The 25,545-nt window shown below is 63.3% G+C and carries 26 protein-coding genes; all 26 read right to left on the reverse strand.

What is annotated here, in order from left to right; all coding sequences use genetic code 11:
* Nucleotides 1–925, reverse strand: a 925-nt coding sequence (flhF, locus tag MFF34_RS16780) for a flagellar biosynthesis protein FlhF (protein WP_238215366.1), incomplete at its 3' end; no start/stop codon positions are given.
* Nucleotides 926–936: 11 nt separating this feature from the next.
* On the reverse strand, nt 937–3,066 hold the full coding sequence (gene flhA / locus MFF34_RS16785) for a flagellar biosynthesis protein FlhA (RefSeq protein WP_027593015.1): 2,130 nt from the start codon (nt 3,064–3,066) through the stop codon (nt 937–939).
* A 180-nt stretch (nt 3,067–3,246) separates the two neighbouring features.
* On the reverse strand, nt 3,247–4,389 hold the full coding sequence (flhB, locus tag MFF34_RS16790; protein ID WP_099428646.1) for a flagellar biosynthesis protein FlhB: 1,143 nt from the start codon (nt 4,387–4,389) through the stop codon (nt 3,247–3,249).
* Between the two features lie 2 nt (nt 4,390–4,391).
* Nucleotides 4,392–5,168, reverse strand: a complete 777-nt coding sequence (gene fliR / locus MFF34_RS16795; RefSeq protein ID WP_027593017.1) for a flagellar biosynthetic protein FliR — start codon at nt 5,166–5,168, stop codon at nt 4,392–4,394.
* A gap of 7 nt (nt 5,169–5,175) precedes the next feature.
* On the reverse strand, nt 5,176–5,445 hold the full coding sequence (gene fliQ / locus MFF34_RS16800; protein WP_027593018.1) for a flagellar biosynthesis protein FliQ: 270 nt from the start codon (nt 5,443–5,445) through the stop codon (nt 5,176–5,178).
* Between the two features lie 21 nt (nt 5,446–5,466).
* Nucleotides 5,467–6,222: a flagellar type III secretion system pore protein FliP gene (gene fliP, locus MFF34_RS16805; RefSeq protein ID WP_238215369.1), complete on the reverse strand. Its 756-nt coding sequence runs from the start codon at nt 6,220–6,222 to the stop codon at nt 5,467–5,469.
* Nucleotides 6,222–6,656, reverse strand: a complete 435-nt coding sequence (gene fliO, locus MFF34_RS16810) for a flagellar biosynthetic protein FliO (RefSeq protein ID WP_099430875.1) — start codon at nt 6,654–6,656, stop codon at nt 6,222–6,224. The genes fliP and fliO overlap by 1 nt, the downstream gene beginning before the upstream one ends.
* 12 nt (nt 6,657–6,668) lie before the next feature.
* A complete protein-coding gene (fliN, locus tag MFF34_RS16815) occupies nt 6,669–7,133 on the reverse strand; it encodes a flagellar motor switch protein FliN (protein ID WP_186679658.1) in 465 nt (154 codons plus the stop codon).
* Nucleotides 7,134–7,180: 47 nt separating this feature from the next.
* On the reverse strand, nt 7,181–8,149 hold the full coding sequence (fliM, locus tag MFF34_RS16820) for a flagellar motor switch protein FliM (RefSeq protein WP_027593022.1): 969 nt from the start codon (nt 8,147–8,149) through the stop codon (nt 7,181–7,183).
* Nucleotides 8,150–8,158: 9 nt separating this feature from the next.
* Nucleotides 8,159–8,656: a flagellar basal body-associated protein FliL gene (fliL, locus tag MFF34_RS16825; protein WP_085272506.1), complete on the reverse strand. Its 498-nt coding sequence runs from the start codon at nt 8,654–8,656 to the stop codon at nt 8,159–8,161.
* 220 nt (nt 8,657–8,876) lie between these two features.
* Entirely contained in the window at nt 8,877–10,142 is a 1,266-nt protein-coding gene (locus MFF34_RS16830; protein ID WP_238215371.1) for a flagellar hook-length control protein FliK, read from the reverse strand.
* Nucleotides 10,143–10,214: 72 nt separating this feature from the next.
* Nucleotides 10,215–10,562, reverse strand: coding sequence for an Hpt domain-containing protein (locus MFF34_RS16835; protein WP_027593025.1), 348 nt, complete (start codon nt 10,560–10,562; stop codon nt 10,215–10,217).
* Nucleotides 10,563–10,622: 60 nt separating this feature from the next.
* Nucleotides 10,623–12,314: a fused response regulator/phosphatase gene (locus MFF34_RS16840; protein ID WP_238215373.1), complete on the reverse strand. Its 1,692-nt coding sequence runs from the start codon at nt 12,312–12,314 to the stop codon at nt 10,623–10,625.
* Between the two features lie 8 nt (nt 12,315–12,322).
* Nucleotides 12,323–12,628, reverse strand: a complete 306-nt coding sequence (locus MFF34_RS16845) for an STAS domain-containing protein (protein ID WP_099428642.1) — start codon at nt 12,626–12,628, stop codon at nt 12,323–12,325.
* Nucleotides 12,629–12,746: 118 nt separating this feature from the next.
* Nucleotides 12,747–13,199, reverse strand: a complete 453-nt coding sequence (fliJ, locus tag MFF34_RS16850; RefSeq protein ID WP_186679647.1) for a flagellar export protein FliJ — start codon at nt 13,197–13,199, stop codon at nt 12,747–12,749.
* A gap of 6 nt (nt 13,200–13,205) precedes the next feature.
* On the reverse strand, nt 13,206–14,564 hold the full coding sequence (gene fliI, locus MFF34_RS16855) for a flagellar protein export ATPase FliI (RefSeq protein ID WP_085272503.1): 1,359 nt from the start codon (nt 14,562–14,564) through the stop codon (nt 13,206–13,208).
* Nucleotides 14,554–15,324: a flagellar assembly protein FliH gene (gene fliH / locus MFF34_RS16860; protein WP_085272502.1), complete on the reverse strand. Its 771-nt coding sequence runs from the start codon at nt 15,322–15,324 to the stop codon at nt 14,554–14,556. The genes fliI and fliH overlap by 11 nt, the downstream gene beginning before the upstream one ends.
* 160 nt (nt 15,325–15,484) lie before the next feature.
* The gene (fliG, locus tag MFF34_RS16865) at nt 15,485–16,504 is read right to left on the reverse strand and encodes a flagellar motor switch protein FliG (protein WP_027593031.1); all 1,020 of its coding nucleotides are present in this window, start codon (nt 16,502–16,504) and stop codon (nt 15,485–15,487) included.
* Nucleotides 16,497–18,275 carry a flagellar basal-body MS-ring/collar protein FliF gene (gene fliF, locus MFF34_RS16870; RefSeq protein ID WP_238215376.1) on the reverse strand — a complete coding sequence of 593 codons (1,779 nt, stop codon included), beginning with the start codon at nt 18,273–18,275 and terminating at the stop codon, nt 16,497–16,499. The genes fliG and fliF overlap by 8 nt, the downstream gene beginning before the upstream one ends.
* A 15-nt stretch (nt 18,276–18,290) precedes the next feature.
* Nucleotides 18,291–18,623, reverse strand: coding sequence for a flagellar hook-basal body complex protein FliE (gene fliE / locus MFF34_RS16875; protein ID WP_027593033.1), 333 nt, complete (start codon nt 18,621–18,623; stop codon nt 18,291–18,293).
* Nucleotides 18,624–18,870: 247 nt separating this feature from the next.
* A complete protein-coding gene (locus tag MFF34_RS16880) occupies nt 18,871–20,235 on the reverse strand; it encodes a sigma-54 dependent transcriptional regulator (RefSeq protein ID WP_027593034.1) in 1,365 nt (454 codons plus the stop codon).
* Nucleotides 20,235–21,452 carry a PAS domain-containing sensor histidine kinase gene (locus MFF34_RS16885; RefSeq protein WP_238215390.1) on the reverse strand — a complete coding sequence of 406 codons (1,218 nt, stop codon included), beginning with the start codon at nt 21,450–21,452 and terminating at the stop codon, nt 20,235–20,237. The genes MFF34_RS16880 and MFF34_RS16885 overlap by 1 nt, the downstream gene beginning before the upstream one ends.
* A 253-nt stretch (nt 21,453–21,705) precedes the next feature.
* Entirely contained in the window at nt 21,706–23,181 is a 1,476-nt protein-coding gene (fleQ, locus tag MFF34_RS16890; RefSeq protein ID WP_099428640.1) for a transcriptional regulator FleQ, read from the reverse strand.
* 168 nt (nt 23,182–23,349) lie between these two features.
* A complete protein-coding gene (locus tag MFF34_RS16895; RefSeq protein WP_099428639.1) occupies nt 23,350–23,643 on the reverse strand; it encodes a flagellar protein FliT in 294 nt (97 codons plus the stop codon).
* Nucleotides 23,644–23,659: 16 nt separating this feature from the next.
* The gene (fliS, locus tag MFF34_RS16900) at nt 23,660–24,055 is read right to left on the reverse strand and encodes a flagellar export chaperone FliS (RefSeq protein WP_027593038.1); all 396 of its coding nucleotides are present in this window, start codon (nt 24,053–24,055) and stop codon (nt 23,660–23,662) included.
* Between the two features lie 78 nt (nt 24,056–24,133).
* Nucleotides 24,134–25,489, reverse strand: a complete 1,356-nt coding sequence (gene fliD, locus MFF34_RS16905; RefSeq protein WP_238215391.1) for a flagellar filament capping protein FliD — start codon at nt 25,487–25,489, stop codon at nt 24,134–24,136.
* Nucleotides 25,490–25,545: the final 56 nt, after the last annotated feature.

Genomic DNA, 25,545 nt, shown 5'->3' on the forward strand with positions numbered 1-25,545 from the left:
CGCTGGCCTGCAGGCCAGCGGTATCGATCAGCACCACGCGTTTACGCAGCAGCGGTTCCAGCGCCTGGGCCAGGGACTGGCCCGGGTCGACGTAGGTCACCGGCACATTGAGGATGCGCCCCAGGGTCTTGAGCTGCTCCTGGGCCCCGATGCGGAAGCTGTCCATGCTCACCAGCGCCAACTGCGGGGCGCCGTACTTGAGCACGTAGCGCGCAGCCAGCTTGGCCAGGGTGGTGGTCTTGCCCATGCCGGCCGGGCCGACCATGGCGATCACACCGCCCTCTTCAATCGGCTCCACCTCGGGGATTTCGATCATACGCGCCAGGTGCGCCAGCAGCATGCGCCAGGCCTGGCGTGGCTCTTCGATCTCAGTCGTGAGGTCGAGCAGTTCACGGGCAATCGGGCCGGACAGGCCGATGCGCTGCAGGCGGCGCCAGAGGTTGGCCTGCTGCGGCTTGCTGCCTTGCAGCTGGCTCCAGGCCAGCGAGCCGAGCTGCACTTCCAGCAGCTCGCGCAGGCCCGAAAGCTCCGAGCGCATGGCATCGAACAGGCGCGGGTCGACCGGCGCCGGGGTCGGCGCAGCGGCAGGTGCCGGGGCGTCTACGTGGGGCTCGACCAGCGGCTCGGAGGCCGTCAGCGACTGGCCGGCGAACAATTGGCGGTTGTTGTCGCTGGTGTCGCTGCGCTGGCCCAGTTCAGCCTGGGCCGTGGCAATGCGCGTGTGGGTCTTGCGCAGCTCTTCTTCAAGCTCGGCGTTGGGTACGCGCGGGGCCAGGGCGGACAATTTGTAGTCCAGCGCGGCCGTCAATTCGACACCACCGGCGATGCGGCGGTTACCGATGATGGCGGCATCGGAGCCAAGCTCATCCCGGACCAGCTTCATGGCCTGACGCATATCGGCGGCGAAAAATCGCTTAACTTGCATTATCCACTACCTCAGCCGTTAGGGCCCACGGTGGCAACGATGGTGACTTGCTTGTTGTCAGGTATTTCCTGATACGCCAGAACATGCAAATTCGGTACAGCCAGGCGACCGAAGCGCGACAGCATGGCGCGGATCGGGCCGGCGACCAGGAGAATGGCCGGCTGGCCTTGCATCTCTTGGCGCTGGGCCGCGTCAATCAGCGAACGCTGCAGCTTTTCGGCCATGCTCGGTTCCAGAAGAACACCGTCTTCCTGACCCTGCCCGGCCCTTTGCAGACTATTGAGCAAAATCTGTTCCAACCTAGGTTCAAGGGTGATCACCGGCAGCTCAGACTCAACGCCGACAATGCTTTGCACGATGGCGCGACACAATCCGACGCGCACCACGGCCACCAGCGCGGCGGTATCTTGACTCTTGCCCGCGTTGTTGGCGATGGCCTCGGCGATGCTGCGGATATCGCGCACCGGCACTTGCTCGGACAGCAATGCCTGCAGGACCTTCAGCAGCCCCGACAAGGAAATGACACCCGGCACCAATTCTTCTGCCAGTTTAGGCGAAGCCTTGGACAACACTTGCAGCAATTGCTGCACTTCCTCATGGCCGATCAGCTCGTGACAATGCTTTTGCAGGATCTGGTTGAGGTGCGTGGCCACCACCGTACTGGCATCGACCACGGTATAGCCCAGCGACTGCGCCTGGGAGCGCTGGCCGACGTCGATCCACACCGCTTCCAGGCCAAAGGCCGGGTCGCGTGCGGCAATGCCGTTGAGGGTGCCAAACACCTGGCCCGGGTTGATCGCCAGTTCGCGGTCCGGGTAAATCTCCGCTTCAGCCAGGATCACCCCCATCAACGTGAGGCGGTAGGCACTGGGCTGCAGGTCGAGGTTGTCGCGAATGTGCACGGTGGGCATGAGGAAACCCAGGTCTTGGGACAGCTTCTTGCGCACGCCCTTGATCCGCGCCAGCAACTGGCCGCCCTGGTTGCGGTCGACCAGCGGGATCAAGCGGTAGCCGACCTCAAGGCCGATCATGTCGATCGGGGTGACGTCGTCCCAGCCCAGCTCCTTGGTTTCCAGCGCACGCTGTGGCGAGGGCAGCAGGTCCTGCTGGCGCTGCGCCTCTTCCTGGGCCTTGACCTTCACCTGCTGCTGTTTCTTCCACACCAGGTAAGCGCCGCCACCGGCCATCAGGCCAAGGCTAAGGAAGGCCACATGCGGCATGCCCGGCACCAGGCCCATGATGATCATCAGCGCACCAGAGACCGCCAAGGCCTTGGGAGAGTCGAACATCTGCCGGTTGATCAGCTTGCCCATGTCTTCCGAGCCCGAAGCCCGGGTGACCATGATGGCCGCAGCGGTGGACAGCAGCAGTGATGGCAATTGCGCCACCAAACCGTCACCGATGGTCAACAAGGCGTACACCTTGCCGGCTTCGCTGAACGGCATGCCGTGCTGGAGCATGCCGATGAGCATGCCGCCGATGAGGTTGATGAACAGGATCAGCAGGCCGGCGATGGCGTCGCCGCGCACGAACTTGCTGGCACCGTCCATCGAGCCGTAGAACTCGGCCTCCTGCGCGACCTCGGAGCGGCGGGCCTTGGCCTGGGCCTGGTCGATCAAGCCGGCGTTGAGGTCGGCGTCGATGGCCATCTGTTTGCCGGGCATGGCATCGAGGGTGAAGCGCGCGCTTACCTCGGAAATACGCCCGGCACCCTTGGTCACCACCACGAAGTTGATGATCATGAGGATGGCGAACACCACCGCACCGACCACGTAGTTGCCGCCGATGACCACTTCACCGAAGGCCTGGATCACCTTGCCCGCAGCGCCATGGCCCTCCTGGCCGTGGAGCATGACCACACGGGTGGAGGCAACGTTCAGGGCCAGGCGCAGCAGCGTCGCCACCAGCAGGATGGTGGGGAATGCGGCGAAGTCGAGTGGGCGCAGGGCGTAGACGCAGACCAGCAGCACCACGATCGACAGCGCGATGTTGAAGGTGAAGAACACGTCGAGCAGGAACGGCGGTATCGGCAACATCATCATTGCCAACATCACCAGCAGCAACAGCGGCACACCCAGGTTGCCCCGGCCGAGACCGGCCAGGTTGTGGCGTGCGTTGTTGATTAACTGAGTGCGATCCACCGCGAGTCCTCTTGATGCAAAACTTTGACGCCCAGGGGGCGCCTGGGCGTGGCTCTGCAAGAAGCCTTCCAACTTTGCTATTTGGGTGTTTGCCTTGGGGTTTTTGGTGGGTTTGAGATCGAGCGCCGCCCGCGCGGCGCTCGATCTCACAGGCGCTGAACGACCATCGCCAAGCACCTATCAGCCATCACGCCGCAAATCCGGCGGAATCGGCAGGTCATCCTTCAACGGCTCCGGCCGCTTGCCCTTGCCCGACCGGTACTGACGAATCTGGAACACATACGCCAACACCTGCGCCACCGCCAGGTACAATCCCGCAGGGATCTCATGCTCAAGCTCGGTGGAGTAATAGATCGCCCGCGCCAGGGCTGGCGATTCAAGGATCTGGATCTTGTGCTCGACACCAATCTCGCGAATCTTCAACGCCATGAAATCGGTACCCTTGGCCAGCAGCAAGGGCGCTGCCCCGCCCTTCTCCGGGTCGTACTGCAGGGCCACGGCATAGTGCGTGGGGTTGGTGATGATCACGTCCGCCTGCGGCACCGCCGCCATCATGCGCCGCTGCGACACCTCGCGCTGCAGCTGGCGAATACGCTGCTTGACCTCAGGCTTGCCCTCCGAGTCCTTGTACTCATCACGCACTTCCTGCTTGGTCATCTTCATTTTCTTGTGCGTCTGCCACAGCTGGAACGGCACGTCCGCCGCCGCGATCAGCAGCAGCCCCGCCGACATCCACAGCGCACTCCACCCCACCACCTGGACACTGTGAATGATCGCCTGTTCCAACGGCTCATTGGCAATCGACAGCAACGCCTGACGGTCGCTGACCAGCACCACCACCGCCACGATCAGGATCGCGAAAAACTTGGCCAGGGCCTTCAGCAACTCGGTCAAGGCATGCATCGAGAACATGCGCTTGATCCCTGACAGCGGGTTCATGCGGCTGAATTTGGGCTGCAGCAGGCTGCCGGAAAACAAGAAGCCACCCAACGCGATCGGGGCAACGAACGAGATCACGAACAACAGAATCAGTACGGGTTGCACCGCCCAGATCGCCATCTTGCCCGAGGCCAGCAAAAACGCGCCCATGGCGCGCTCGTCGACGATCATGTCGCGGGTCAGGCTGAAGTTCATGCGCATCACGCTCAGCAGCGTCTCGGCCAAGTGGCCGCCGAACATCAGCAGGCCGCCAGCACCTGCCAGGGTCACCGCCACCGTGTTCAGCTCCTTGGAGCGGGCGATCTCACCTTTTTCACGCGAATCGCGCTTGCGCTTGTCGGTGGGGTCTTCTGTCTTGTCCTGACCACTCTCGCTTTCAGCCATGCTCAGCGCGCCCTTGCCAGATCACGCAGCCATTGCAGCGCGTCGCTGGCCAATGCCTGGTAGTGGGAAAGCATATCGGCCAGGCCGACCCAGAAAATCCCCATGCCCATGACCAGCGTCAGCGGGAAGCCAATGGAGAAGATGTTCAGCTGTGGCGCCGCCCGCGTCATCACGCCAAAGGCGATGTTCACCACCAGCAACGCGGCAATCACCGGCAAGATCAGCAACAGCCCGGCACCGAACACCCAACCCAGGCGCCCGGCCATTTCCCAGAACTGGCTGACCATCAGCGCATTGCCCACCGGCAAGGTGGTGAAGCTTTCGGTCAGCACTTCGAAGACCACCAGGTGCCCGTTCATCAACAGGAACAGCACACTGACCAGCATGGTCATGAACTGGCTGATCACCGTGACGTTGACGCCGTTGGCCGGGTCGACCATCGAGGCGAAGGCCATGCCCATCTGCACCGCGACAATCTGGCCAGCGATGACGAAGGCCTGGAACAGCAGCTGCAACGAGAACCCGAACAACGCCCCGACGATGATCTGCTCGCCACACAGCAGCAGGCCCTGCAAGCTCAACGGCTCGAACTCGGGCAACGGCGGCAGCGCCGGGACGATCACCACGGTGATGGCCACCGCCACGTACAGGCGCACCCGCGCCGGCAGCATGCGCGTGCCGAAGATCGGCATCGTCATCAGCACTGCCGTCACCCGGAACAACGGCAGGATGAAGGTGGCGACCCAGGTGCCGATCTGTGCGTTGGTCAGCTCCAGCATGGCCGTGTCAACCGATCAGCTGCGGGATGCTGGTGTATAGCGTGGTGATGTATTCCATGAACTTCTGCACCAGCCAAGGCCCCGCGACGATCAGCGTGACCAGCATTACCAGCAGACGCGGCAGGAAGCTCAGGGTCTGCTCGTTGATCTGCGTGGCGGCCTGGAACATCGCCACCATCAGACCCACCAACAGGCTCGGCACCACCAGGATGCCGACCATCAGCGTGGTCAGCCAAAGTGCATCGCGGAACAGGTCGACAGCAACTTCAGGGGTCATGCGTGGCTCTCCTTGACGGCGTCAAACGCCGCCGAAACTACTGGCCAATGTGCCCATGATCAGCGCCCAGCCATCGACCAGGACGAACAGCATGATCTTGAACGGCAGCGAAATGATCAGCGGCGACAGCATCATCATACCCATGGCCATCAGCACGCTGGCGACCACCATGTCGATGATCAGGAACGGGATGAAGATCATGAAGCCGATCTGGAACGCGGTCTTCAGCTCGGACGTGACGAAGGCCGGCACCAGGATGGTTAGTGGCACCTGGTCAGGGCCAGCAATGTCAGTGCGCTTGGACAGGCGCATGAACAAGTCCAGGTCGCTCTGCCGGGTCTGCGCCAGCATGAAGTCCTTGAGCGGCCCCTGGGCCTTGTCGATGGCCTGCTGGGCAGTCATCTGCTCTTTCAGGTAGGGCTGCAGCGCATCCTGGTTCACCCGGTCGAACACCGGCGCCATGATGAACATGGTCAAAAACAGCGCCATACCGGTCAGAATCTGGTTCGAAGGCGTCTGCTGCAGGCCCAGGGCCTGGCGCAAAATCGAGAACACAATGATGATGCGGGTGAAGCTGGTCATCAGGATGACGAACGCCGGGATAAAGCTCAGCGCCGTCATGATCAGCAGGATCTGCAGGCTGACCGAATACTCCTGCTGCCCGTCTGCCCCATTGGACAGGGTGATGGCCGGGATCGACAGCGGGTCGGCGGCCAGGGCCAATGGCGCGGCCAGCAGCAGCGCCAGGGTCAACATCATGCGCAGCACGCCGGTCATCACTTCTTGTCCTTTTGGTCCTTGCCCATCAGCTCCATCAGCCGCTGGGCAAACTCCGGCGCTGCCTGACGGGCAGCCGCGGGCACTTCGACGGGTTCGGCCAGCACATGCAGGGCCTCGATACTGCCTGGGGTGTGGCCGATCAGGATCTGCTCCTTGCCGACTTGCACCAGCAACAGGCGGTCACGCGGGCCGATGGCCCGGCTGCCGACGATCTCGATCACCTGGCCACCTTTGACCGCTGCGCCTTGCATGCGGCGCAACATCCAGGCCAGGAAGAAGATCAGGCCCACCACCAACAGCAGGCCAAAGACCATCTGCGCCAGTTGCCCACCCAGGCTGCCAGGCGCGGCAGCGGTGGTTGCCGCAGGGCTGGCCGCCGCGCAGGCCCACTGGCTGGCGAGCAGCCCGGCAAAAGCAGCGCCGGCGCGCATCGTGCCCTTCACTCAGCGCAGCTTCTTGATACGTTCGCTGGGGCTGATCACGTCGGTCAGGCGAATGCCGAACTTCTCGTTGACCACCACCACTTCGCCATGGGCGATCAGCGTGCCGTTGACCAGCACATCGAGCGGCTCGCCGGCCAGGCGGTCGAGTTCGATCACCGACCCCTGGTTGAGCTGCAGCAGGTTGCGGATGTTGATCTCGGTGCTACCCACTTCCATGGAAATGTTCACCGGAATGTCCAGGATCACGTCCAGGTTAGGGCCTTCGAGGCTGACGTTCTCGTTCGGCCGCGGCGAGCTGGCGAACTCTTCCATCGGCAGGCGGCCAGCGCCGCTGTTACCGGTGTCGCCGCCCAGCAGCGCGTCGATATCGGCCTGGCCGGCATCACCGGTTTCCTCCAGCGCCGCCGCCCATTCGTCGGCCAGGGCCTGGTCTTCCGCGGACGTGATCTCGTTTTCGTTAGCCATGATTTCCTCGACAGGCATTCAATTCGTAGTGAGCGACCGGCACGCCGTCAGCGGCGTTCGATCGGGTCGATGATCTGCAGGGCCAGATTGCCCTTGTGCGAACCCAGCCGCGCCTTGAACGAGGGCACGCCGTTGGCGCGCAGCACCAAGTGCTCGGGCAGCTCCACCGGGATCACATCGCCAGGCTGCATGTGCAGGATGTCGCGCAGCTTCAGCTGGCGGCGGGCAACCGTGGCGGTCAGTGGCACGGCCACGTCCAGCACGTCTTCGCGCAGGGCCTTGACCCAGCGCTCGTCCTGGTCGTCCAGGTCGGACTGGAAGCCCGCATCGAGCATCTCGCGCACCGGCTCGATCATCGAGTACGGCATGGTCACGTGCAGGTCGCCGCCACCGCCGTCCAGCTCGATGTGGAAGGTCGACACGACCACCGCCTCGCTGGGGCCGACGATGTTGGCCATGGCCGGGTTGACCTCGGAGTTCATGTACTCGAAGTTGACCGGCATGATGGCTTGCCAGGCTTCCTTGAGGTCGACGAAGCATTGGTCGAGGACCATGCGCACCACGCGCAACTCGGTCGGGGTGAACTCGCGGCCTTCGATCTTGGCGTGACGGCCGTCACCGCCAAAGAAGTTGTCCACTAGCTTGAACACCAGCTTGGCGTCGAGGATGAACAGCGAGGTGCCGCGCAGTGGCTTGATCTTGACCAGGTTGAGGCTGGTCGGCACATACAGCGAATGCACGTACTCGCCGAACTTCATCACCTGCACGCCACCCACCGCCACGTCCGCCGAGCGGCGCAGCAGGTTGAACATGCTGATGCGGGTGTAGCGGGCGAAGCGTTCGTTGATCATTTCCAGGGTCGGCATGCGACCGCGGACGATACGATCCTGGCTGGTCAGGTCGTAGCTTTTGATACTGCCTGGCTCGGAAGCGCTTTCGGTCTGCACCAGACCATCGTCGACACCGTGCAACAGCGCATCGATTTCATCCTGGGACAGCAGGTCCTGTACGGCCATTGCGGACTCCTACTGCAATACGAAATTGGTGAACAGCAATTGGTCGATGACCGGCTTGCCGACTTCCTTCTGGGCGACTTCCTGCACCACGGCGGTGGCTTTCTGGCGCAGCATCTCTTGCCCTACCGGGCTGCCGGCCAGGGTGTCGAAGCCCTGCCCAGAGAACATCATCACCAGGTTGTTGCGAATCACCGGCATGTGCACCTTGAGGGCATCCAGGTCAGCCTGGTTGCGCGCTTGCAGGGTGATGCTCAGTTGCATGTAGCGCTGGCGGCCGTTCTGGTTGAAGTTGACCACGAAGGCCGGGGTGAGGGCTTCGTAGATGGCCACAGGCTTGACGTTGGCGGCGGCCGGGTCGGTGGCCGGCGCGGACTCGCTCTTGTGCATGATGAACCAGGTAGCGCCCACCGAAAGGCCGATCGCCAGCACCAGGCCCAGCACCAACAGCAGGATCAGCTTGAGTTTGCCTTTTGTGGCGGGGTCTTTTACTGCTTCGGTTTTCGCCATGCCAATAATCCGTCGTCCATCGGGGGTTCAAAGGAGGATGACGTGGCTTGAGCAAGTGTTATGCCAGATTTGGTGGAGCCAAGGGGTTTATCCAGGTTTACCGGTGCCGGCCTCTTCGCGGGCAAGCCCGCTCCCACAAGTAACTCACTGCCCTAAAAGCCAGCACAACACCTGTGGGAGCGGGCTTGCCCGCGAAGAAGCCCGCACAGCCCACCGCGGATCAGGCGTAATAATCAACCGCACTGTCGCCAATCACCACCTGCTGCTCAACCGGCCTGCTGCTATCGACCTGTTCGGAGCCGCCCTGCCCAGCCTGTTGCCGCGCCGCGACGCCCGACAGATTGCTGCCCTGTTCCTGCGCCTGCTGATGCTGTTGCCCGCGTGACTGGTCAGCAACGTTGACGTCTGGCTGTGCCAGGCCCTGCTGGGTAAACAGCTCGCGCAAGCGGTGCACCTGGCTGTCGAGGGCATCACGCACACCGGCGTGGCCGCTGATGAAGGTCACCTGGGTCGACTGATCCGCCGCTACATTGACGCGAATGTCCAGCCGCCCCAACTCGGCGGGCTCCAGCTGGATGTCTGCCGACTTGAGGTTCTGGCTGGACAGGTACATGACCCGATTCACCAGGCCTTCGGTCCAGGCGTTCTGGTTCATCGGCAAGGGTTGGTGCAAGGGGCTGGCATTCGCCGGCACGGCATTGGCGGTTTTCGCCGTGGCCGCCTGGGTCAGGCTGGCCAAGCGATCGGCGAAATCGTCGACGCGCGTGTCGCTGCTGGCGCTCTTGGTGTCCTTCAGGCCCTCTTCAAGCAGTGCACCGAAGGCCTTGTCGCCTGGCTCGCCCGCCTCACCCTCAGCGGTATCGACCAGATTCGCCAAGGTATTGACGGCTCCTCGGCCTTCATCACCCTGAGCCTGCGAGGGGTCCACGGCGTGTGCCGAGGTGGTCCCTTTGGCCTGGGCGCTCTGCTCCAGCGCCAGGCGCAAGGTTGGCAGGTTGGCCAAGGGGTCGGCGTCGGGGTCGAACGCCTCTTCGGCGGCAGGCTCCTCCGTCAGCGCTACGTTGGCTTGCGACTGTGCAGTGGCAGCCTGAAGCACGGGCGCCACGGCCTCAGCCTGGGCTTGAATCAGTTGCGCGCCGGGCTGCGCATCGGTGACCTGGCCGGCCACCAGGCTGGCGTCTCGCAGCCCCGTGTCAGCGGGGTCTGAGGCCTGATCGTCGGCTGGCAATTTGTTGCCGTCATCGGCAACCGATGGCTTGTCGGCAGCATCTTTCTTGCCGCCGTGTGCCACTTCTGGCTTGTCCTTGGGCTTGGCCTGGGCGACCTTGTCGTCCTGCCCAAACGCTTTCTGCTTGGCCATGACCTGGTCGAAGCCACCGCCCGCGTCACCCAGCGCCTGCGAGGGCTTGTCCACCATCGAGCTGGTCGCTCGCGACGACTTGCCAACAGCGTTTGCTTGCAACAAAGGATTGGGTGCGACAGGCATTGAGCGGTCTCCGCGCCAGAAACTGAAAAGTCATCCGGGCAAAGAAAAGCAAGACTCGCGCCAAGTCGCGCATCAGCCTGCTGAGATACGGTGCTCCTCACCGCGGTAGAAGCGCCGAACCTCTACATATTCCAGGTCGATACGGTTGATCAGGTCCTCGATGCCATACAGCGGTGGCTGGCGCACACGGTCTTCCAGTTGCTGGCACAGGCCAGCCAGCGCGACAGCCCCCATGTTGCTGCTGCTGCCCTTGAAGCTATGGGCCGCTGAACCCAGCTCATCGGCGTTTTTGGCAGCGTGCAACTCGCTCAAGCGCCGCTCGGAGTCATCCAGGAATGTCTGCACCAGATGCAGGTATCCATCCTCCATGACCTCACGCAGGTCGTTGAGCACCTTGTGGTCGATATGAATCTCAGTCACTTGTTCACTCCTTGATCAAGCCAGATTATGCCCGAGCCAGCCCCAGGGTCACAGGCGGGCTCACCATACAAACTCTACCCGGGCGCAGCGGCCGCCTTCGCACCATTGCGCATTACTGCCCAGCCGCGTTACCAGCTGCAGGCCACGGCCACTCAGGCCCTGCTCCGAGGGCGGCTGCGACAGCACCCGCTGCACATCGAACCCTGCGCCGCTGTCACGCACCTCGATCATCAGACGCCCGCCATCGGCGCGGGGTTCAACCTTCAAGTCAATGCGCACAAAGCCGTCAGCCAATGCCGCCAAGCGCTGGGCTCGCTCCCGGTAATAATCGGCAAAGCCCTGCACATCGCGCTTGAGCTGCGAATCCAGGCCCAACACCCCATGCTCCAAGGCATTGGAGAACAGCTCACTGAGCACACTGTGCAGATTGCCGGTGCGCGCGCGCAGCGGGTGAATTTCCTGCAACAGCTGCACCAAGTACGGCACCGGGTTGGACTGCTTCAGGCTTTCGCCGCGCAGCTCGAACCCAAGCGACCAATCCAGCGGACTGGGGCGACCGCGTTCAGCGTAGATCATCGGCGCCGGCACCCGCTCATCGGCCGCGAACATGCGGATATCGCATAGGCTGATGTCGTCCCGAGGCTGCCCGCCGAAACGCTCCAGGGCCTGCATCACCTCATCAAACAAGTGGGCCGGGTCTCGGTTGTCAGCCAGCACCCCTTGCAAGCGCTCGACGCCAAACAAGCGTTCCTGGTCATCGGCCGTGTCCAGCACGCCGTCTGACAACAGCAGCAAGCGCTCACCCGCTGCCAGCGGCAGCACTTCAGTGCTGTCGTCGAAGCGCTCAGGGGCAAGAATACCCAGCGGCAAATGGCGCGAAGCCAGCGCCGACAGCACCTCGCCGCCTGCAGACAAGCGATAGCCGTCTGGCATGCCGCCGTTCCACACCTCCACCGAGCCACGCTGCACGCTCAGGTTGAGCATCACAGCACAGCAAAACATGTCCACCGGCAGGATGCGTTTAAGCTTGGCGTTCATTTCGCGCAGGGTTTGCGCCAGGCCATACCCCTTGGCTGTCATGCCGTAGAACACTTCAGCCAGGGGCATGGCGCCGACCGCGGCGGGCAGGCCGTGACCGGTGAAATCCCCCAGCAGCACCTGCATGTCCCCCGAGGGCGTGAACGCGGCCAGCAGCAGGTCACCGTTGAACAGCGCATAGGGCGATTGCAGGTAGCGAATATTGGGTGCAGCCAAGCAGCCCGCATGGGCCACCTTGTCGAATACCGCCTTGGCCACCCGCTGCTCGTTGAGCAGGTGGTGATGGTGGCGGGTGATCTCGTCGCGCTGGGCCAGCACGGTGGCCTGCAGCCTGCGCAGGCGGCCCATGGCGCGTATCTTGGCGGCGAGGATCACCGCGCTGTAGGGCTTGGCCATGAAGTCATCGCCGCCGGCCTCCAGGCAGCGCACCAGGGCATCCTCCTCGTTCAACGAGGTGAGGAAGATGATCGGCACCAACGCTTCGCCGGCCAGGGCCTTGATCTGCCGGGCCGCTTCGAAACCATCCATCACCGGCATCAGCGCATCGAGCAGCACCAGTTGCGGGCGCCGCTCGACAAACAGCGCCACCGCCTGCTCGCCGTTTTCTGCGGTGAACACCTGATGCCCCTGGCGCCGGACGATTTGCGCCAGCAACAGGCGGTCGGCGGCCCCGTCTTCGGCGATCAGCACGGTCAACGCCTGTTCGGCAGCCATCACGCGGCTCAACTGATATCGAACAGTTTTTCGAAATTGGAGATGGCGAGGATCTTGCGCACATCGGAGCTGGCATGCACCACACGCACGTCCGAATCGTCGCCGCCTGCGTGATCGCGCAGCAGCAACAACATGCCGAGCGCAGAGCTATCGAGGTAGGTGGTGTCTTTCAGGTCGACGACCACCGAGTCCGGTCGACCCGGCTGGCGCTCGTAGGCTTCGCGAAACTCCTGATGCTTGCCGAAATCGAAACGACCCTTGACCTTGATCGTCAGCTTTTTCCCGTCCTGCGAAAAATCAGTCTCGACTGCCATGCTAGCGATTCCTTCGATGATGGCGGATGCAACCCTTTAAGGTTTAGCAGCCTGGGGTGGGAGTGCAAGCGAGACGGCCAACAGATCCCTCTCAGCGACGCGCGCCGGCGATTAAAAATCAGGGGTGACTTTGTCTGGGCAAGCGCTGCGACAGCTCATCCAGCAAGCGCTGCTCGCGCTTGTCTTCGGCGCGCCGCGCTTCATCCAGGTAACGCTGTACCAACTTGCGCAACCCCTCGACCCGGGCATAGGCCTGCTGCCAGGTGCCGCGGGCGTTGTTCAGGTTGTTCTGGTGCCAGGTCAGGCTCTGGCGCTGCTGGGTCATGGCTGTTTCCAGCTGCCCGAGAAAACGCTGGTAATTGACCAGCCAGCTGCCATTGACGCCCTGCCCGCCGCGGTTGATCCACTGCAGCTGGTAGTCCTCGCGAAAACGCTCCAGCTCAGCCAACTTGACCTGCGCCTGAGTCACCAGTTGCTGAAAATGCCCAAGGCGCTGGGCGGCCTTGCGCTCGGCCTCTTCGGCCATGTCCACCACCGGCGCCAGGCGCGCGGCTCGTCCGGGCAGTGCCATGGCCTATCAACCGCCCGCCGGAGGCGTGAAAATCGCCCCCAACTGATCGCGGCTCTGCGCCATGCCGACGTTCTCGTCCAGGCCTTGACGCAGAAAGTCCACCAAGCGGGACTGCAAGGCGATCGCCAGGTCGGTCTCCGGGTCGCCACCGGCCACATAGGCACCGACGCTGATCAGGTCGCGGCTCTGCGACAGGCGCGACCACAACTGCTTGAATTTTTGCGCCTGGCGCAGATGATCAGCATCGACCACTTGGGGCATTACCCGGCTGATCGACGCTTCGATGTCGATCGCGGGGTAGTGGCCTTCTTCGGCCAAGCGCCGGGACAACACGAAGTGGCCGTCGAGCACCCCCCGCGCCGAGTCGGCGATCGGGTCCTGCTGGTCGTCGCCCTCCGACAATACCGTGTAGAACGCAGTGATCGAGCCGCCACCAGGCTCGCCATTGCCCGCCCGCTCCACCAGCTTCGGCAGCTTGGCGAACACCGACGGCGGGTAACCCCGGGTGGCCGGCGGCTCGCCGATCGCCAAGGCGATCTCACGCTGAGCCTGGGCAAAACGGGTCAGCGAATCCATCAGCAACAGGACATTCTTGCCCTTGTCGCGGAAGTATTCGGCAATGCGCGTGCAATACATGGCCGCGCGCAGGCGCATCAGCGGCGCGTCATCGGCGGGCGAGGCGACCACCACCGAGCGCTTGAGGCCTTCTTCACCAAGGATGTGCTCGATGAATTCCTTCACCTCGCGGCCCCGCTCACCGATCAGCCCAACGACGATGATCTCGGCTTCGGTGAAGCGCGTCATCATGCCCAGCAACACCGACTTACCCACACCGGTACCGGCGAACAGGCCCAGGCGCTGGCCACGGCCGACGGTGAGCAGGCCGTTGATGCTGCGGATGCCCACGTCCAGCGGCACGCTGATGGGGTCGCGGTTGAGCGGGTTGATCACCGGGCCATCCATCGGCACCCAGTCTTCAGCCTTCATGCCGCCTTTGCCATCGAGGGCGCGCCCGGCGCCATCCAGCACCCGCCCGAGCATGCTCATGCCCATGGGCAAGCGGCCGCCGTCGTCCAGCGGTACCACCCGCGCACCGGGGGCGATGCCGACGATGCTGCCAACCGGCATGAGGAATACCTTGGACCCGGCAAAGCCCATGACTTCGGCCTCGACCTGCACCGGGTGGTAGCTGTCGTCGTTGATCACCAGGCAGCGGCTACCCACTGCGGCGCGCAGGCCTTCGGCTTCGAGGGTGAGGCCAACCATGCGCAGCAGGCGGCCTTCGACGATTGGCTGCACCGGCAGCTCGATCGCCTCGGCGTAACTGCCCAGGCGTTTGCCGAAACTGGTGCGGTCAAGGCGCATCGGGGCGGTCCAGGTCGATCGACACATCGGCCGGCGCGGGGTGCAAGGAGTGGTCGTGAAGCTGGTCGAACAGCTGCGCCACGGCCTTCTCGATGCGCGTTTCCATGCTGGCGTCGATACGGCTGTGAGCGGTCTCGATGCGGCAGCCACCCGGCAGCAAGGCTTCGTCTTCGAGCAGCCGCCAGTTTTCTTCGTGGCGCTCGCGCAAGGCCTTGGCCAGTTCGAAGTCCTGGGGGTTGAGGTGAATGCGGATGTTGTCGGCGCCCATTGGCAGCAGCTTGAGGGCTTCGCGCAGCACGTGGGTAATCTGGCTGGAATCGCTGCGCAGCTCGCGGCCGATCACCTGGCGGGTCATGTGCGCGACCAGGTGCACCAGGGTTTTCTCGATCTGCGTGTCTTGCTCGGCAATGGGCGCCATCAGGTTGACCATCAGCCGCTCGAGGCTGCCGACCTTGGCCGCCAGGGCCTGCTCAGCCTCTTGGCGAACCTTCAGCTGGGTGCTGTGAAAGCCCTCGCGCTCGCCGGTGGCAAAGCCCTCGTTGTAGGCGTCCTGGCGAATGGCTTCGAGTTCTTCGAGGGTCAGCGGCTGGACTTCTTCCAGCGGCACTTCCTCGACTTCTTCCTCGATGACTTCGGGTTCCGGCTCGGGCTCGGGTTGCGGCTCGGGTTCCGGGTCGAAGCTGGGCAGTGCCCAGACATCGACGCCCTCGAGGTCGCGGGCGCGGATCAGGTCGCTGGGGTGATGTTCTTTGCTGGACATGCTGTGATGTTCTCAAACCACGTTCAGCCAACGCGATCCCTGTGGGAGCGGGCTTGCCCGCGAATGCGTCGGCAGGGACAACCTCATCACCCGATCTGGCGCATTCGCGGGCAAGCCCGCTCCCACAGTGGGCTGCGCCAGTCGGCAGAATCCGGCAACGTTAGATCATTTCCTCAGCACCCTTGCCGCCGAGCACGATCTCGCCGGCCTCGGCCATGCGTCGGGCGATGGTGAGGATTTCTTTCTGCGCCGTTTCCACGTCGCTGACCCGAACCGGCCCTTTGGCCTCCAGGTCGTCGCGCAGCAGTTCCGACGCACGTTTGGACATGTTCTTGAAGATCTTGTCCTTGACCCGCTCGTCGGCGCCTTTGAGCGACACCACCAGCACGTCCGAAGACACCTCGCGCAGCAGCGCCTGGATGCCACGGTCGTCGACATCGGCCAGGTTGTTGAAGACGAACATGAGGTCTTCGATCTGCTCCGAGAGGTCGTTGTCGACTTCGCGGATCGAGTCCATCAGCGCACCTTCCACCGAACTGTCGAGGAAGTTCATGATGTCGGCCGCACGCTTGATACCGCCCAAGGTGGTCCGCGCAGCATTGGAGTTGCCCGAGAACTGCTTCTCGAGGATCTGGTTCAGCTCTTTCAGCGCCGCCGGTTGCACGGTGTTCAGCGACGACACGCGCAGGATGATGTCCAGGCGCACCTTGTGGTCGAAGTTGCTCAGCACTTCACCGGCCTGGTCAGGGTCCAGGTAGGCGACCACGATGGCCTGGATCTGCGGGTGCTCGTAGCGGATCACATCGGCCACGGCACGCGGCTCCATCCACTTGAGGCTGTCCAGGCCGCTGGTGTTGCCCCCCAGCAGGATGCGGTCGATCAGGCCGTTGGCCTTGTCCTCGCCCAAGGCCTGGTTGAGCATCTTGCGGATGTAACCGTCAGAGCCCACGCCCAGGCTGGTCTGGTCGCCGACGATGTCGACGAACTCGCTCATCACCTGCTCGACCTGGTCGCGGTGCACGTTGCCCATCTGCGCCATGGCCACGCCCACACGCTGCACTTCCTTGGGGCCCATGTGCCGCAGTACCTGGGCAGCATCGGTTTCACCCAGCGAGAGCAGGAGGATCGCCGCTTTGTCGACGCGGCTCAGCTTGGCGGTAACGGCTCGGTTATCACTCATCGGCGTTGATCCAGTCTTTCACGACCTGGGCCACGCGGCCCGGGTCTTCGGCCACCAGGCCTTTGATTGCGTTGAGCTGTGCCTCGTAGCCCTCGCTCGGGCTTGGCAACAGAATGCTTGTCGGGCCACCCAGACTGACGCGGTCGTTGGCCAGTTCGCCATCCAGACCGATCATGCCGCCCAGCTCCATGTCGCTGTCCGAGGCAGCCTGCTTGCCGCCCCCTGTGATGTTGTTGAGCACCGGGCGCAGCACGCCGAACACCAACACCAGGATGAACACCACGCCCAGCACTTGCTTGACGATGTCCCAGAACCACGGCTGCTGATAGAAGGCGATGTCGGCGATTTCTTCGCCGCGGTCGGCGGCAAACGGCACGTTGATCACCGTCACGCTGTCGCCACGGCTGGCATCGAAGCCGACCGCGTCCTGCACCAGGCGGGTAAAGCGCGCCAGGTCCTCGGCACCCCAAGGGGCACGCGTGGTCTCGCCACTGGTGGGGTCGATCTTGAGCTGGTCGTCGACCACCACCGCCACCGACAGGCGGGTCATGCGGCCCTGCTGCTGACGAGTGTGGCTGATGGAGCGGTCCAGCTCGAAGTTCTTGGTGCTTTGCTGACGCTTGTCTGCCGGGTACGGCGCGAGCATCGGCTGACCGGTGGCCGGGTCCATGATCTGCTGGCCGTTGGCATCAACCAGCGGCTGGCCGGGTTGGATGGCGGCGGCCGGGGTGGCGGCTGCACCCGTGGTTTGCGGCGCGGACGCAGCACCCGGTGGCTGGTTGCTCAGCGCGCCGGGCACGCCTTGCGGGCCCTGGCTGCTGGCGCGCTGTTCGTCCACCGACTGTTCGCTGCGCAGCGCCGGCTGGTCGGGGTTGAACTGCTCGGAGGTCGACTCGACCGCACTGAAATCCAGGTCGGCGGAGACTTCGGCCTTGTAGCGATCGTTACCCAACACCGGCTGCAAGATATTGTGCACACGCTGGGTGAGCATGCTTTCCATGCGGCGGCTGTAGTCGAACTGCTTGCCCGCCATGGTCAGGGCGGTGTCCTGCAGCTGTTCGGAAAGCAGGTTGCCCTTCTGGTCGACGACAGTGACTTGCGACTTGTCCAGCTCTGGCACGCTGGTGGCGACCAGGTTGACGATCGCCATCACCTGCCCGGCTTCCAGGCCACGGCCTGGGTACAGCTCGACCAATACCGAGGCGCTGGGCTTGCGTTCGTCACGCACGAACACCGAACTTTTTGGGATGGCCAGGTGCACGCGTGCAGCCTTGACGTTGTTCAGGCTGGAAACGGTACGGGCCAGTTCGCCTTCCAGGCTGCGGCGATAACGAGTGGCCTCCATGAACTGGCTGGTGCCCAGGCCCTGCTCCTTGTCGAGCAGCTCGAAACCGACGTTGCCATCGCTCGGCGCCACGCCCGCGGCCGCCAGCTTCAGGCGCGCACGGGAGAGGTCGTCGGCCTTGACCAGCAGCGCGCCGGAATTGGGCTCGACGTTGTAGGGAATGTCTGCGGCAGCCAGGGTTTCCATGACCTGCTTGGTGTCCATGCCCGACAGGCTGCCATACAGCGGCCGATAGTCCGGCTGTTGCGACCACAGCACCACGGCGAAGCCGATCGCCACGCTCGCCGCCAACCCGACCATGAGGCCGACCTGACGCAGCATGGGCATCTGCGAAATGTTTTCCAGAAACGCCATGCCGAACAGCGGCGGTTTGGCCGCTGGCTGGCCGCTCTTGGCGGGGGCGTTATCGACGACTGCTTCAGCCATGGGTTACGTCCGTCCTCAAACCGGCATCTGCATGATGTCTTGATACGCCTGGACCAGCTTGTTGCGTACCTGGGTGAGTGCCTGCATCGAGACGCTGGCCTTTTGCGAGGCGACCATCACATCGGTCAAGTCGACGCCGGTCTTGCCAATTTCGAAGGCGTTGGCCAGCTGGGTGGAAGCCTGCTGCGTCTCATGCACCTTGCCGATGGCCTGGCCGAGCATGTCGGCAAAGCTGCTCTGGCCCGGGGCCAGTTCGGGGGCAGCGGACACCTTGGGCAGCGACATGGCATCAGCCTGCATCGCGCGCATGTCCAGCATCAGACGATTGAATTCAACACCTTGGCTCATGACCTTCTCTCTCCGGCGGCCGCATTTTTTTGACACTCATGCGGCGGATAGCTCGTGTAAAGCAACAAAGGTGCCAGCCTTGCCACCCTGTCCATTTGGTTTAGCGCGATCCCTGCAAAGCAGGCTTGGTGATGTTTGCTGTGGAGCTGAAATCCAGGGGCTGCTTCGCAGCCCATCGCAGGCAAGCCAGCGCCTACAGAAAAACCCATAACCTGTTGATTTAGCGGGTGCCTGTGGGTGCGATGCATCAGCCGAAGAGGCTGGCCTCGACGTCGAACCCGGCATCGCGCATCTGCGCCAGCTTGTAACGCAGGGTGCGTGGGCTGATGCCCAGGCGCTCGGCGGCTTCCTTGCGGCGGCCGCGTTCGGCGCGCAAGGTGTCGATGATGGTCTGGTACTCATGGCGGCGCAGGTCATCGCCCAGGCCACTGGCTTCGGCAACCACGGCTGCCACTGACGGCGCCGCGCCGGCCGACAATGGAATGGCGCCCGCCAGACAGAAATCCGCCGCTTCGATCACCCCACCCTGCTGCAGGATCAAAGCGCGCTGCAAGGCGTTGTCCAGTTCGCGCACGTTGCCGGGCCAGGCATGCGCCTGCAGGCAGGCCCGCGCATCGGCAGACAGGCGCACGGGTGCGTGCTTCATCTTGCTGACATGGCGTGCCAGCAAACGCTCGGCCAGCGGCAGGATATCGCCCTTGCGCTCGCGCAGCGCACACCAGGCCAGGGGGAACACCGACAGCCGGTAATACAGGTCTTCACGGAAGCGGCCAGCCGCCACTTCGCCTGCCAGGTCGCGGTTGGTGGTGGCCAGCACGCGGATGTCCAGGCTGATCGGCTTACGCCCACCTACCCGCTCCACCTCGCGCTCCTGCAGCACCCGTAACAGCTTGGCCTGCAAGGCCAGCGGCATCTCGGAAATCTCGTCGAGCAGCAAGGTACCGCCCTCCGCCTGCTCGAACTTGCCGGCCTGGGCCGCGATGGCGCCGGTGAAGGCGCCTTTCTCGTGGCCGAACAGCGTGGCCTCGAGCATGTTGTCGGGGATGGCCGCGCAGTTGATCGCCACAAAGGGCTCCGCCGCCCGCGGGGACTGCTGGTGAATGTAGCGCGCCAGCACCTCCTTGCCGGTACCCGACTCGCCAGAGATCAACACGGTCGAGTCACTGCGCGCTACCCGCGCAGCCAGTTCGAGCAACTGCCGGCTGGCCGGCTCGCAGGCCACCGGCCCTTCCTCTTCCGCTGCACTGACACGGCCTGCGGCGTGGCGCTCAACCAGGCTCAACAGCGCCTTGGGTTCGAAGGGCTTGACCAGGTAATCGGCAGCGCCTTGGCGCATCGCCTCCACGGCACGCTCGACTGCGGCATGCGCCGTCATCAGCAGCACCGGCAGTTGTGGCTGCTGGCGACGCAACTGCGCCAGCAGCTGATGCCCATCCATGCCGGGCATGTTCACATCACTGACCACCAGGCTGAACGCCTCGGCCAGCACCGCTTCCAGCGCCTCTTCGGCACTGCCCACGGCCCGGTAGTCGAAGCCGCCGATTTCCAGGGTGTCGCCAAGCGCCTGGCGCAATACGCGGTCATCCTCGACCAGCAGCACCTTGATCGCCATCAGCCCGCCTCCGCCAGTTGCCCATCGATCAGCGGCAGCTCGACCCGCACGCAGGTGCCGCGCCCAACCTTCGAGCGCAGGCTGAGGGTGCCCTGGTGCGCCCGCACCACGGCCTTGACCACGGCCAGGCCCAGCCCGGTGCCGGTGGCCTTGGTGGTCAAGAACGGCTCGCCCAGGCGGCCCAGCAAATCGGCGTCGATACCGCTGCCGGCATCGCTCACGCACAGGTGCAACACCTGCTCACGACGGAACACGTGCACCTTGAGCCGGGCCGGTTCTTCGCTGGCTTGCAGGGCGTTCTCAATCAGGTTGAGCAAGGCGCCAACCAGGGTATCGCGGTTGCACAGCAGCTCGCCCAGGTGGCTGTCGCACTGCCAACGCACGGCATGCCCTTGCACGTGCGACTGCGCCGCCTGCTGCAGGGCCTGGAACAGTGCTTTCGGGGTCACACGATCACCCAGCGGCAGCTCGCCGCGGGCGAACACCAGCATGTCGCGCACCTGGTGCTCCAGCTCGTGCAGGCGTTCCTTCAAGGTACCGGCGAAGCGCTGGCGGGTTTCGGCGCTCAGGTCTTGCTCGCTGTCGGCCAGGTGGCTGGCGTAGAGCATGGCCGCCGACAGTGGCGTGCGAATCTGATGGGCCAACGAGGCGACCATGCGCCCCAGCGACGACAAGCGCTCATGGCGCGCCAACTGGTCTTGCAGGCGACGGGTTTCAGTCAGGTCGTTGAGCAGCACCAGTTGGCCGGGTTCGGCATCCAGCGAGCGGGTAGCGATGGACAAGCGGCGGCCGTCGCGCAGCGACACTTCGTGGCCGTCATCCTTGCGCGGGGCAAAGCTGCGGGCAATGACCTGGCGCCACAGCTCACCGATCAGCGGCTCGCCGAGCAGTTCGCAGGCGGCGGGGTTGGCTTCACGCACCCTGCCCTGGCCATCGATCACGATCACCCCACCGGGCAACAAGTCCAGTAGGTTCTGCAGGCGATTGGCCAGGCGTTCCTTTTCGTTCAGTTCGTCCATGCGCTGGGCGCTGACCACGGCCAGCTCGCCCTTGAGCTCGCTGACGCGGGCTTCGAGCAGGCTGTAGGATTGGCTTAGCTGGCTGGAGACCTGATTGAACAAGGCAAAAGCCTGCTCGACACCCTGTCGGCTTTCCTGCTCGACCGGGGTATGCCCCTGCAGAACGGGGGCTCGGGAAACGTGGGCGGCCTGGGGCATCGTGCTCTCTCGCGTGGCTGACCGTCATAAAAACGGTGTGGTGCCAGCGGTGTAGCAATAGCCGTGCCGAAGATGGGGTTTTACCGCACTGCGATGCGTATTGCGCGACCTGTGCGACCTGTGTAGGGGCAGCCTTGTGCTGCGAAGAGGCCGGCGCATGCACAGAGCCTTTCTGTGCTGCCACCGGCCTCTTCGCAGCACAAGGCTGCTCCTACACGGGTTTACCGACTGCCTGAAACAGGCGCAAAGGGGGTCAATCCTCCGCCTGTTCCTCGCCACCCTGACGGCTCATGCCGTACTTGCGCATCTTCTCGACCAGCGTGGTACGGCGGATACGCAAACGTTCAGCCGCGCGTGCAACGATACCGTTGGCATCGTCCAGCGCCTGCTGGATCAGGCCCTGCTCCAGGCTGCCCAGGTAGTCCTTGAGATCAAGGCCTTCGGGCGGCAGCATCGCGGGGTTGGCGAAGTTCGGTGCATGGCCGTTGATGGCCACGCGCTCTTCGAGATCACTGCGCAGGTGGTCGACCATCTGCTCGTCTTCATCATCGACGTAGCGGAATTTTTTCGGCAGTTCGGACACGCCGATCACCCCGTACGGGTGCATGATCGCCATGCGCTCGACCAGGTTGGCCAGCTCGCGCACGTTGCCCGGCCAGCCATGCCGACACAGCGACATGATCGAAGCAGAGTTGAACCGAATCGAACCGCGCTTCTCGTGCTCCATGCGCGAGATCAGCTCGTTCATCAACAGCGGGATGTCTTCCACCCGCTCACGCAGGGGCGCCATCTCGATGGGGAAGACGTTCAGGCGGTAGTACAGGTCTTCGCGGAACGTCCCATCCTCGATCATGCTTTCGAGGTTTTTGTGGGTCGCGGCGATGATGCGCACGTCGATGCTCTGGGTCTTGTTGCTGCCCACGCGCTCGAAGGTGCGCTCCTGCAACACGCGCAGCAGCTTGACCTGCATCGGCAGCGGCATATCGCCGATCTCGTCGAGGAACAGGGTGCCGCCGTTGGCCAGCTCGAAACGCCCGGCACGGCTGGTGATGGCACCGGTAAAGGCGCCCTTCTCGTGGCCGAACAGTTCGCTTTCCAGCAGCTCGGCCGGGATCGCGCCGCAGTTGACCGGCACGAACGGCGCATCGCGGCGCTTGGAGTGGTAGTGCAGGTTGCGCGCCACCACCTCTTTGCCGGTGCCTGACTCGCCGAGGATCAACACGCTGGCATCGGTGTCCGCCACTTGCTGCATCATCTGCCGCACATGCTGGATGGCGCGGCTGGTGCCGACCAGGCTGCGGAACAGGTTCGGCTCGCGCTGGCGCCCGCGCTCGCGTGCCTGGTCGTACATCTCGCGATAGACCTGGGCACGGTGCAGCGAATCGAGCAACTGGCTGTAGCTCGGCGGCATTTCGAGGTTGGAGAGGACTCGACGGCGAAGCTCTTCCGGCAACTCTGCAGAAGAAATTTCACCTAAAAGCAGCACCGGAAGGAACTCATCCCACCCGGCCACTGTCTTAACGAGCCCAAGGAGATTGCCCGGAGCATTCACGGCACCGACAAGCACGCACAGCACTTCCCGACTCGAAGACAACGACTCCACCGCCTGCTGCCAGTCCTGGCTCGAGCACGCGAGGTTTTCTTCGCCTAGAAAATTCAGGACCACCGCCAGATCGCGGCGGCGGGCGCTGTCGTCATCGATCAGAAGAATCTTGGTTTCACGCCACATGCAATAGCAACTTCCCTAGTCATATCGGCGCCCTGTGGGGCGTGCTCGACATCATTCCGACTGAATGGTCAGTGTTCGGACGTCTGAAATTCGAAAACAGCCACTAGTAAAGTCAAAAACTTAGAAGCAGTCAAATTTATGGCGCCGAGCTTTGCGTTCTGCTCAGCGTCAGCTGAACAGATGGTATACCTTTGTGGCCTGTTTCGCTTGATTGATATTCGTCATTTGCTGGACCAAAGATTGACGTTCGTCACTTGCAACGTCGATTAGTTGGCGATAAACGTCCATCAGCGCTTCGAGGTTCACCCGAACCGCCGCCTCATCCTCCACCGCCCCTTGCAGCAATTCGTCCATCTGCGCCCTGCAGGCCAGGTCTAGCTCGCCGATGGCGGCCCAGTCGCGCGCTTGCAGTGCCTCGTTCAAGGCCTGACGGGTGTCTTCGATTCGCTGCAACGCGTTCATGTGGCCTCCTGGCGTGTCACTGCTCGGCCGTGGCGATGGCATCCCAACCGCTTTTGACGGTGATCATCAGCTGGGCGACTTCGTCGATGATGGCGGGGTCGCTGTCCAGGTTGGCCTGGATCAGACGGGTGGCCATGTAGGCATACAGGCTATCGAGACGGTCCAGTTCGTCTGGGTTGTCGGTCTTTTCCTTGTCCAGCCCTTCACGCAGGCCACCGATGATGTCGATCGCCTTGCCCAGCATCACACCCTTCTGCGCCACGTCGCCGCGGCTGATCGCGCCCTTGGCCTGGGCCATACGGTCGAGCGAACCTTCCATCAGCATCTGCACCAGGCGGTGCGGGGTCGCTTCGGAGATCTGGGCGTGGGAATTGACCTTCTGGTACTGGCGAAGGGCTCTCATCGGGTGCATGGGGGATCCTCAGTGAACGGGGCAGAACAGTGGCCGTATACCTAGGTAATCGGCCCTGGCCTGGATTTCTTTAGGCGATCAATCGTCGCTGTTGGACTTGTTCAGCGCGTTTAGCGTGGTCATTACGCTGTCGCTGGTCGCCTTGAGCTTGGCCACCAAGGTGTCCATGGCGTTGTACTTTTTGGTCAGGGTGTCGGTCAGCGACTCGATACGGCGATCAAGCGCGGTCTGCGACTCTTCCAACTGCTTGAGCTGGGTGGTCAGGCTCGCCTGGCGCGACGCGAGGATACCCCCTGTCTTGGCGTATTCTTCAGTGGCCGCGGTCATGCGACTGAGCAGGCCTTCCTTACCGATGAACAGGCCACTGATGTCAGCGCCCATCGTTTTGACTGCGGCATCCCACTTGTCGTTGTTGAGCTCAAGCAACCCCGTCTTCTGTACGGTATTGATGCCTAGCTGCGACAGCGTACGCAGGCCACCGGTACCCACACTGCGGGTGAGCTCGCTACGGATCGAGCTGACCAGCGAACGCATGGTCGCATCGCCTGTCAGCGATGCACCCGAGGCGCTGCTGTCGTCGGCGCCCGTGGTGACCTTGGTCTGCGCATTGATGGTCGTCATCAACGCGTTATAAGCGGTCACGAAGGACTGCACCGAGGTTTTCAGAGTGTCGTTGTTGCTCGCCACCACAAGGCTCGACTTGCCTTCTTTGACCAGGGTGATGTCCACGCCACTGACCGCACCGGTTACGGTATTGGAAGCCGATTCCAGCTCGAGGCCGTCGAGCTTGTACTTGGCATTCTGCGGCTCTGCAATGGTCGTCACACCGGTGGCCATGTCGGCGGTGCCACCCAAGGTCAGCTCGGTGCCATCACCCATTTTGGTCGACGAGAAGATCAGCCGTGAACCACTGGCGTCAGTGACGATGTTGGCCGTGATGCCCTTGGATTGCAGCTGATCGTTGATCGAGTCGCGCGCCTGCTGCAGCGTTGCACCCGCAGCGATGGACACGTTGTGCGTGGCATTGCCCTGGCTAATGGTCAGGGTTTGCGACTCGCCCGAATCGTTGATGATGGTCGAGGTGTTCTTGTAAACCTGAGTCGAAATCTTGGATGCCGTTGCCAGCTGCGTCACTTCAAGCGAGTACGTGCCCGACGACGCGCCATCACCCAATTTGATCTTGGCGATAGCTTCGTCAGACGACGACCCAGACAAACCATTGAAGCTCGCTGCAGTATTAAGCTTGACCAGCGCCGCGCGGTACGTTTCCAGCGCACTTTTGATCGTACCGATGGCCGACAAGGTGGTGGTGGCGGTGGCGGTCTGATTATTGATCTGGGTTTGCTTGGGGGCTTTTTCTGCACCCGCCAACGCCGCAACAAGCTCGTCGATCTTTAGACCCGAACCCAGTCCGGTAATAGTAGAACTCGCCATCTTCACACTCCTTATCGGTGACCGTCGAAAATCCGACGAAAACGCGTCCGTGCGGC

The sequence above is a fragment of the Pseudomonas sp. PAGU 2196 genome (genome assembly GCF_022179005.1).
In the GTDB taxonomy this organism is placed as follows: Bacteria; Pseudomonadota; Gammaproteobacteria; order Pseudomonadales; family Pseudomonadaceae; genus Aquipseudomonas; species Aquipseudomonas kermanshahensis.

Bases quoted from the DNA above. Each gene is read 5' to 3' on its own strand.
- MFF34_RS16885 (WP_238215390.1), bottom strand. From the start codon at position 21,452: ATGCCCCAGGCCGCCCACGTTTCCCGAGCCCCCGTTCTGCAGGGGCAT.
- fliN (WP_186679658.1), bottom strand. From the start codon at position 7,133: ATGGCTAACGAAAACGAGATCACGTCCGCGGAAGACCAGGCCCTGGCC.
- fliQ (WP_027593018.1), bottom strand. From the start codon at position 5,445: ATGACCCCTGAAGTTGCTGTCGACCTGTTCCGCGATGCACTTTGGCTG.
- fliI (WP_085272503.1), bottom strand. From the start codon at position 14,564: ATGCGCCTTGACCGCACCAGTTTCGGCAAACGCCTGGGCAGTTACGCC.
- fliP (WP_238215369.1), bottom strand. From the start codon at position 6,222: ATGACCGGCGTGCTGCGCATGATGTTGACCCTGGCGCTGCTGCTGGCC.
- MFF34_RS16830 (WP_238215371.1), bottom strand. From the start codon at position 10,142: ATGCCTGTCGCACCCAATCCTTTGTTGCAAGCAAACGCTGTTGGCAAG.
- fleQ (WP_099428640.1), bottom strand. From the start codon at position 23,181: ATGTGGCGTGAAACCAAGATTCTTCTGATCGATGACGACAGCGCCCGC.
- fliS (WP_027593038.1), bottom strand. From the start codon at position 24,055: ATGCACCCGATGAGAGCCCTTCGCCAGTACCAGAAGGTCAATTCCCAC.
- fliF (WP_238215376.1), bottom strand. From the start codon at position 18,275: ATGGCTGAAGCAGTCGTCGATAACGCCCCCGCCAAGAGCGGCCAGCCA.
- fliO (WP_099430875.1), bottom strand. From the start codon at position 6,656: ATGCGCGCCGGCGCTGCTTTTGCCGGGCTGCTCGCCAGCCAGTGGGCC.
- fliD (WP_238215391.1), bottom strand. From the start codon at position 25,489: ATGGCGAGTTCTACTATTACCGGACTGGGTTCGGGTCTAAAGATCGAC.
- MFF34_RS16880 (WP_027593034.1), bottom strand. From the start codon at position 20,235: ATGGCGATCAAGGTGCTGCTGGTCGAGGATGACCGCGTATTGCGCCAG.
- MFF34_RS16895 (WP_099428639.1), bottom strand. From the start codon at position 23,643: ATGAACGCGTTGCAGCGAATCGAAGACACCCGTCAGGCCTTGAACGAG.
- fliL (WP_085272506.1), bottom strand. From the start codon at position 8,656: ATGGCGAAAACCGAAGCAGTAAAAGACCCCGCCACAAAAGGCAAACTC.
- MFF34_RS16845 (WP_099428642.1), bottom strand. From the start codon at position 12,628: ATGGCAGTCGAGACTGATTTTTCGCAGGACGGGAAAAAGCTGACGATC.
- fliR (WP_027593017.1), bottom strand. From the start codon at position 5,168: ATGCTGGAGCTGACCAACGCACAGATCGGCACCTGGGTCGCCACCTTC.
- flhB (WP_099428646.1), bottom strand. From the start codon at position 4,389: ATGGCTGAAAGCGAGAGTGGTCAGGACAAGACAGAAGACCCCACCGAC.
- fliG (WP_027593031.1), bottom strand. From the start codon at position 16,504: ATGAGTGATAACCGAGCCGTTACCGCCAAGCTGAGCCGCGTCGACAAA.
- fliH (WP_085272502.1), bottom strand. From the start codon at position 15,324: ATGTCCAGCAAAGAACATCACCCCAGCGACCTGATCCGCGCCCGCGAC.
- fliM (WP_027593022.1), bottom strand. From the start codon at position 8,149: ATGGCCGTACAGGACCTGCTGTCCCAGGATGAAATCGATGCGCTGTTG.
- MFF34_RS16840 (WP_238215373.1), bottom strand. From the start codon at position 12,314: ATGGCTGCCGAACAGGCGTTGACCGTGCTGATCGCCGAAGACGGGGCC.
- fliE (WP_027593033.1), bottom strand. From the start codon at position 18,623: ATGAGCCAAGGTGTTGAATTCAATCGTCTGATGCTGGACATGCGCGCG.
- fliJ (WP_186679647.1), bottom strand. From the start codon at position 13,199: ATGGCACTGCCCGGACGAGCCGCGCGCCTGGCGCCGGTGGTGGACATG.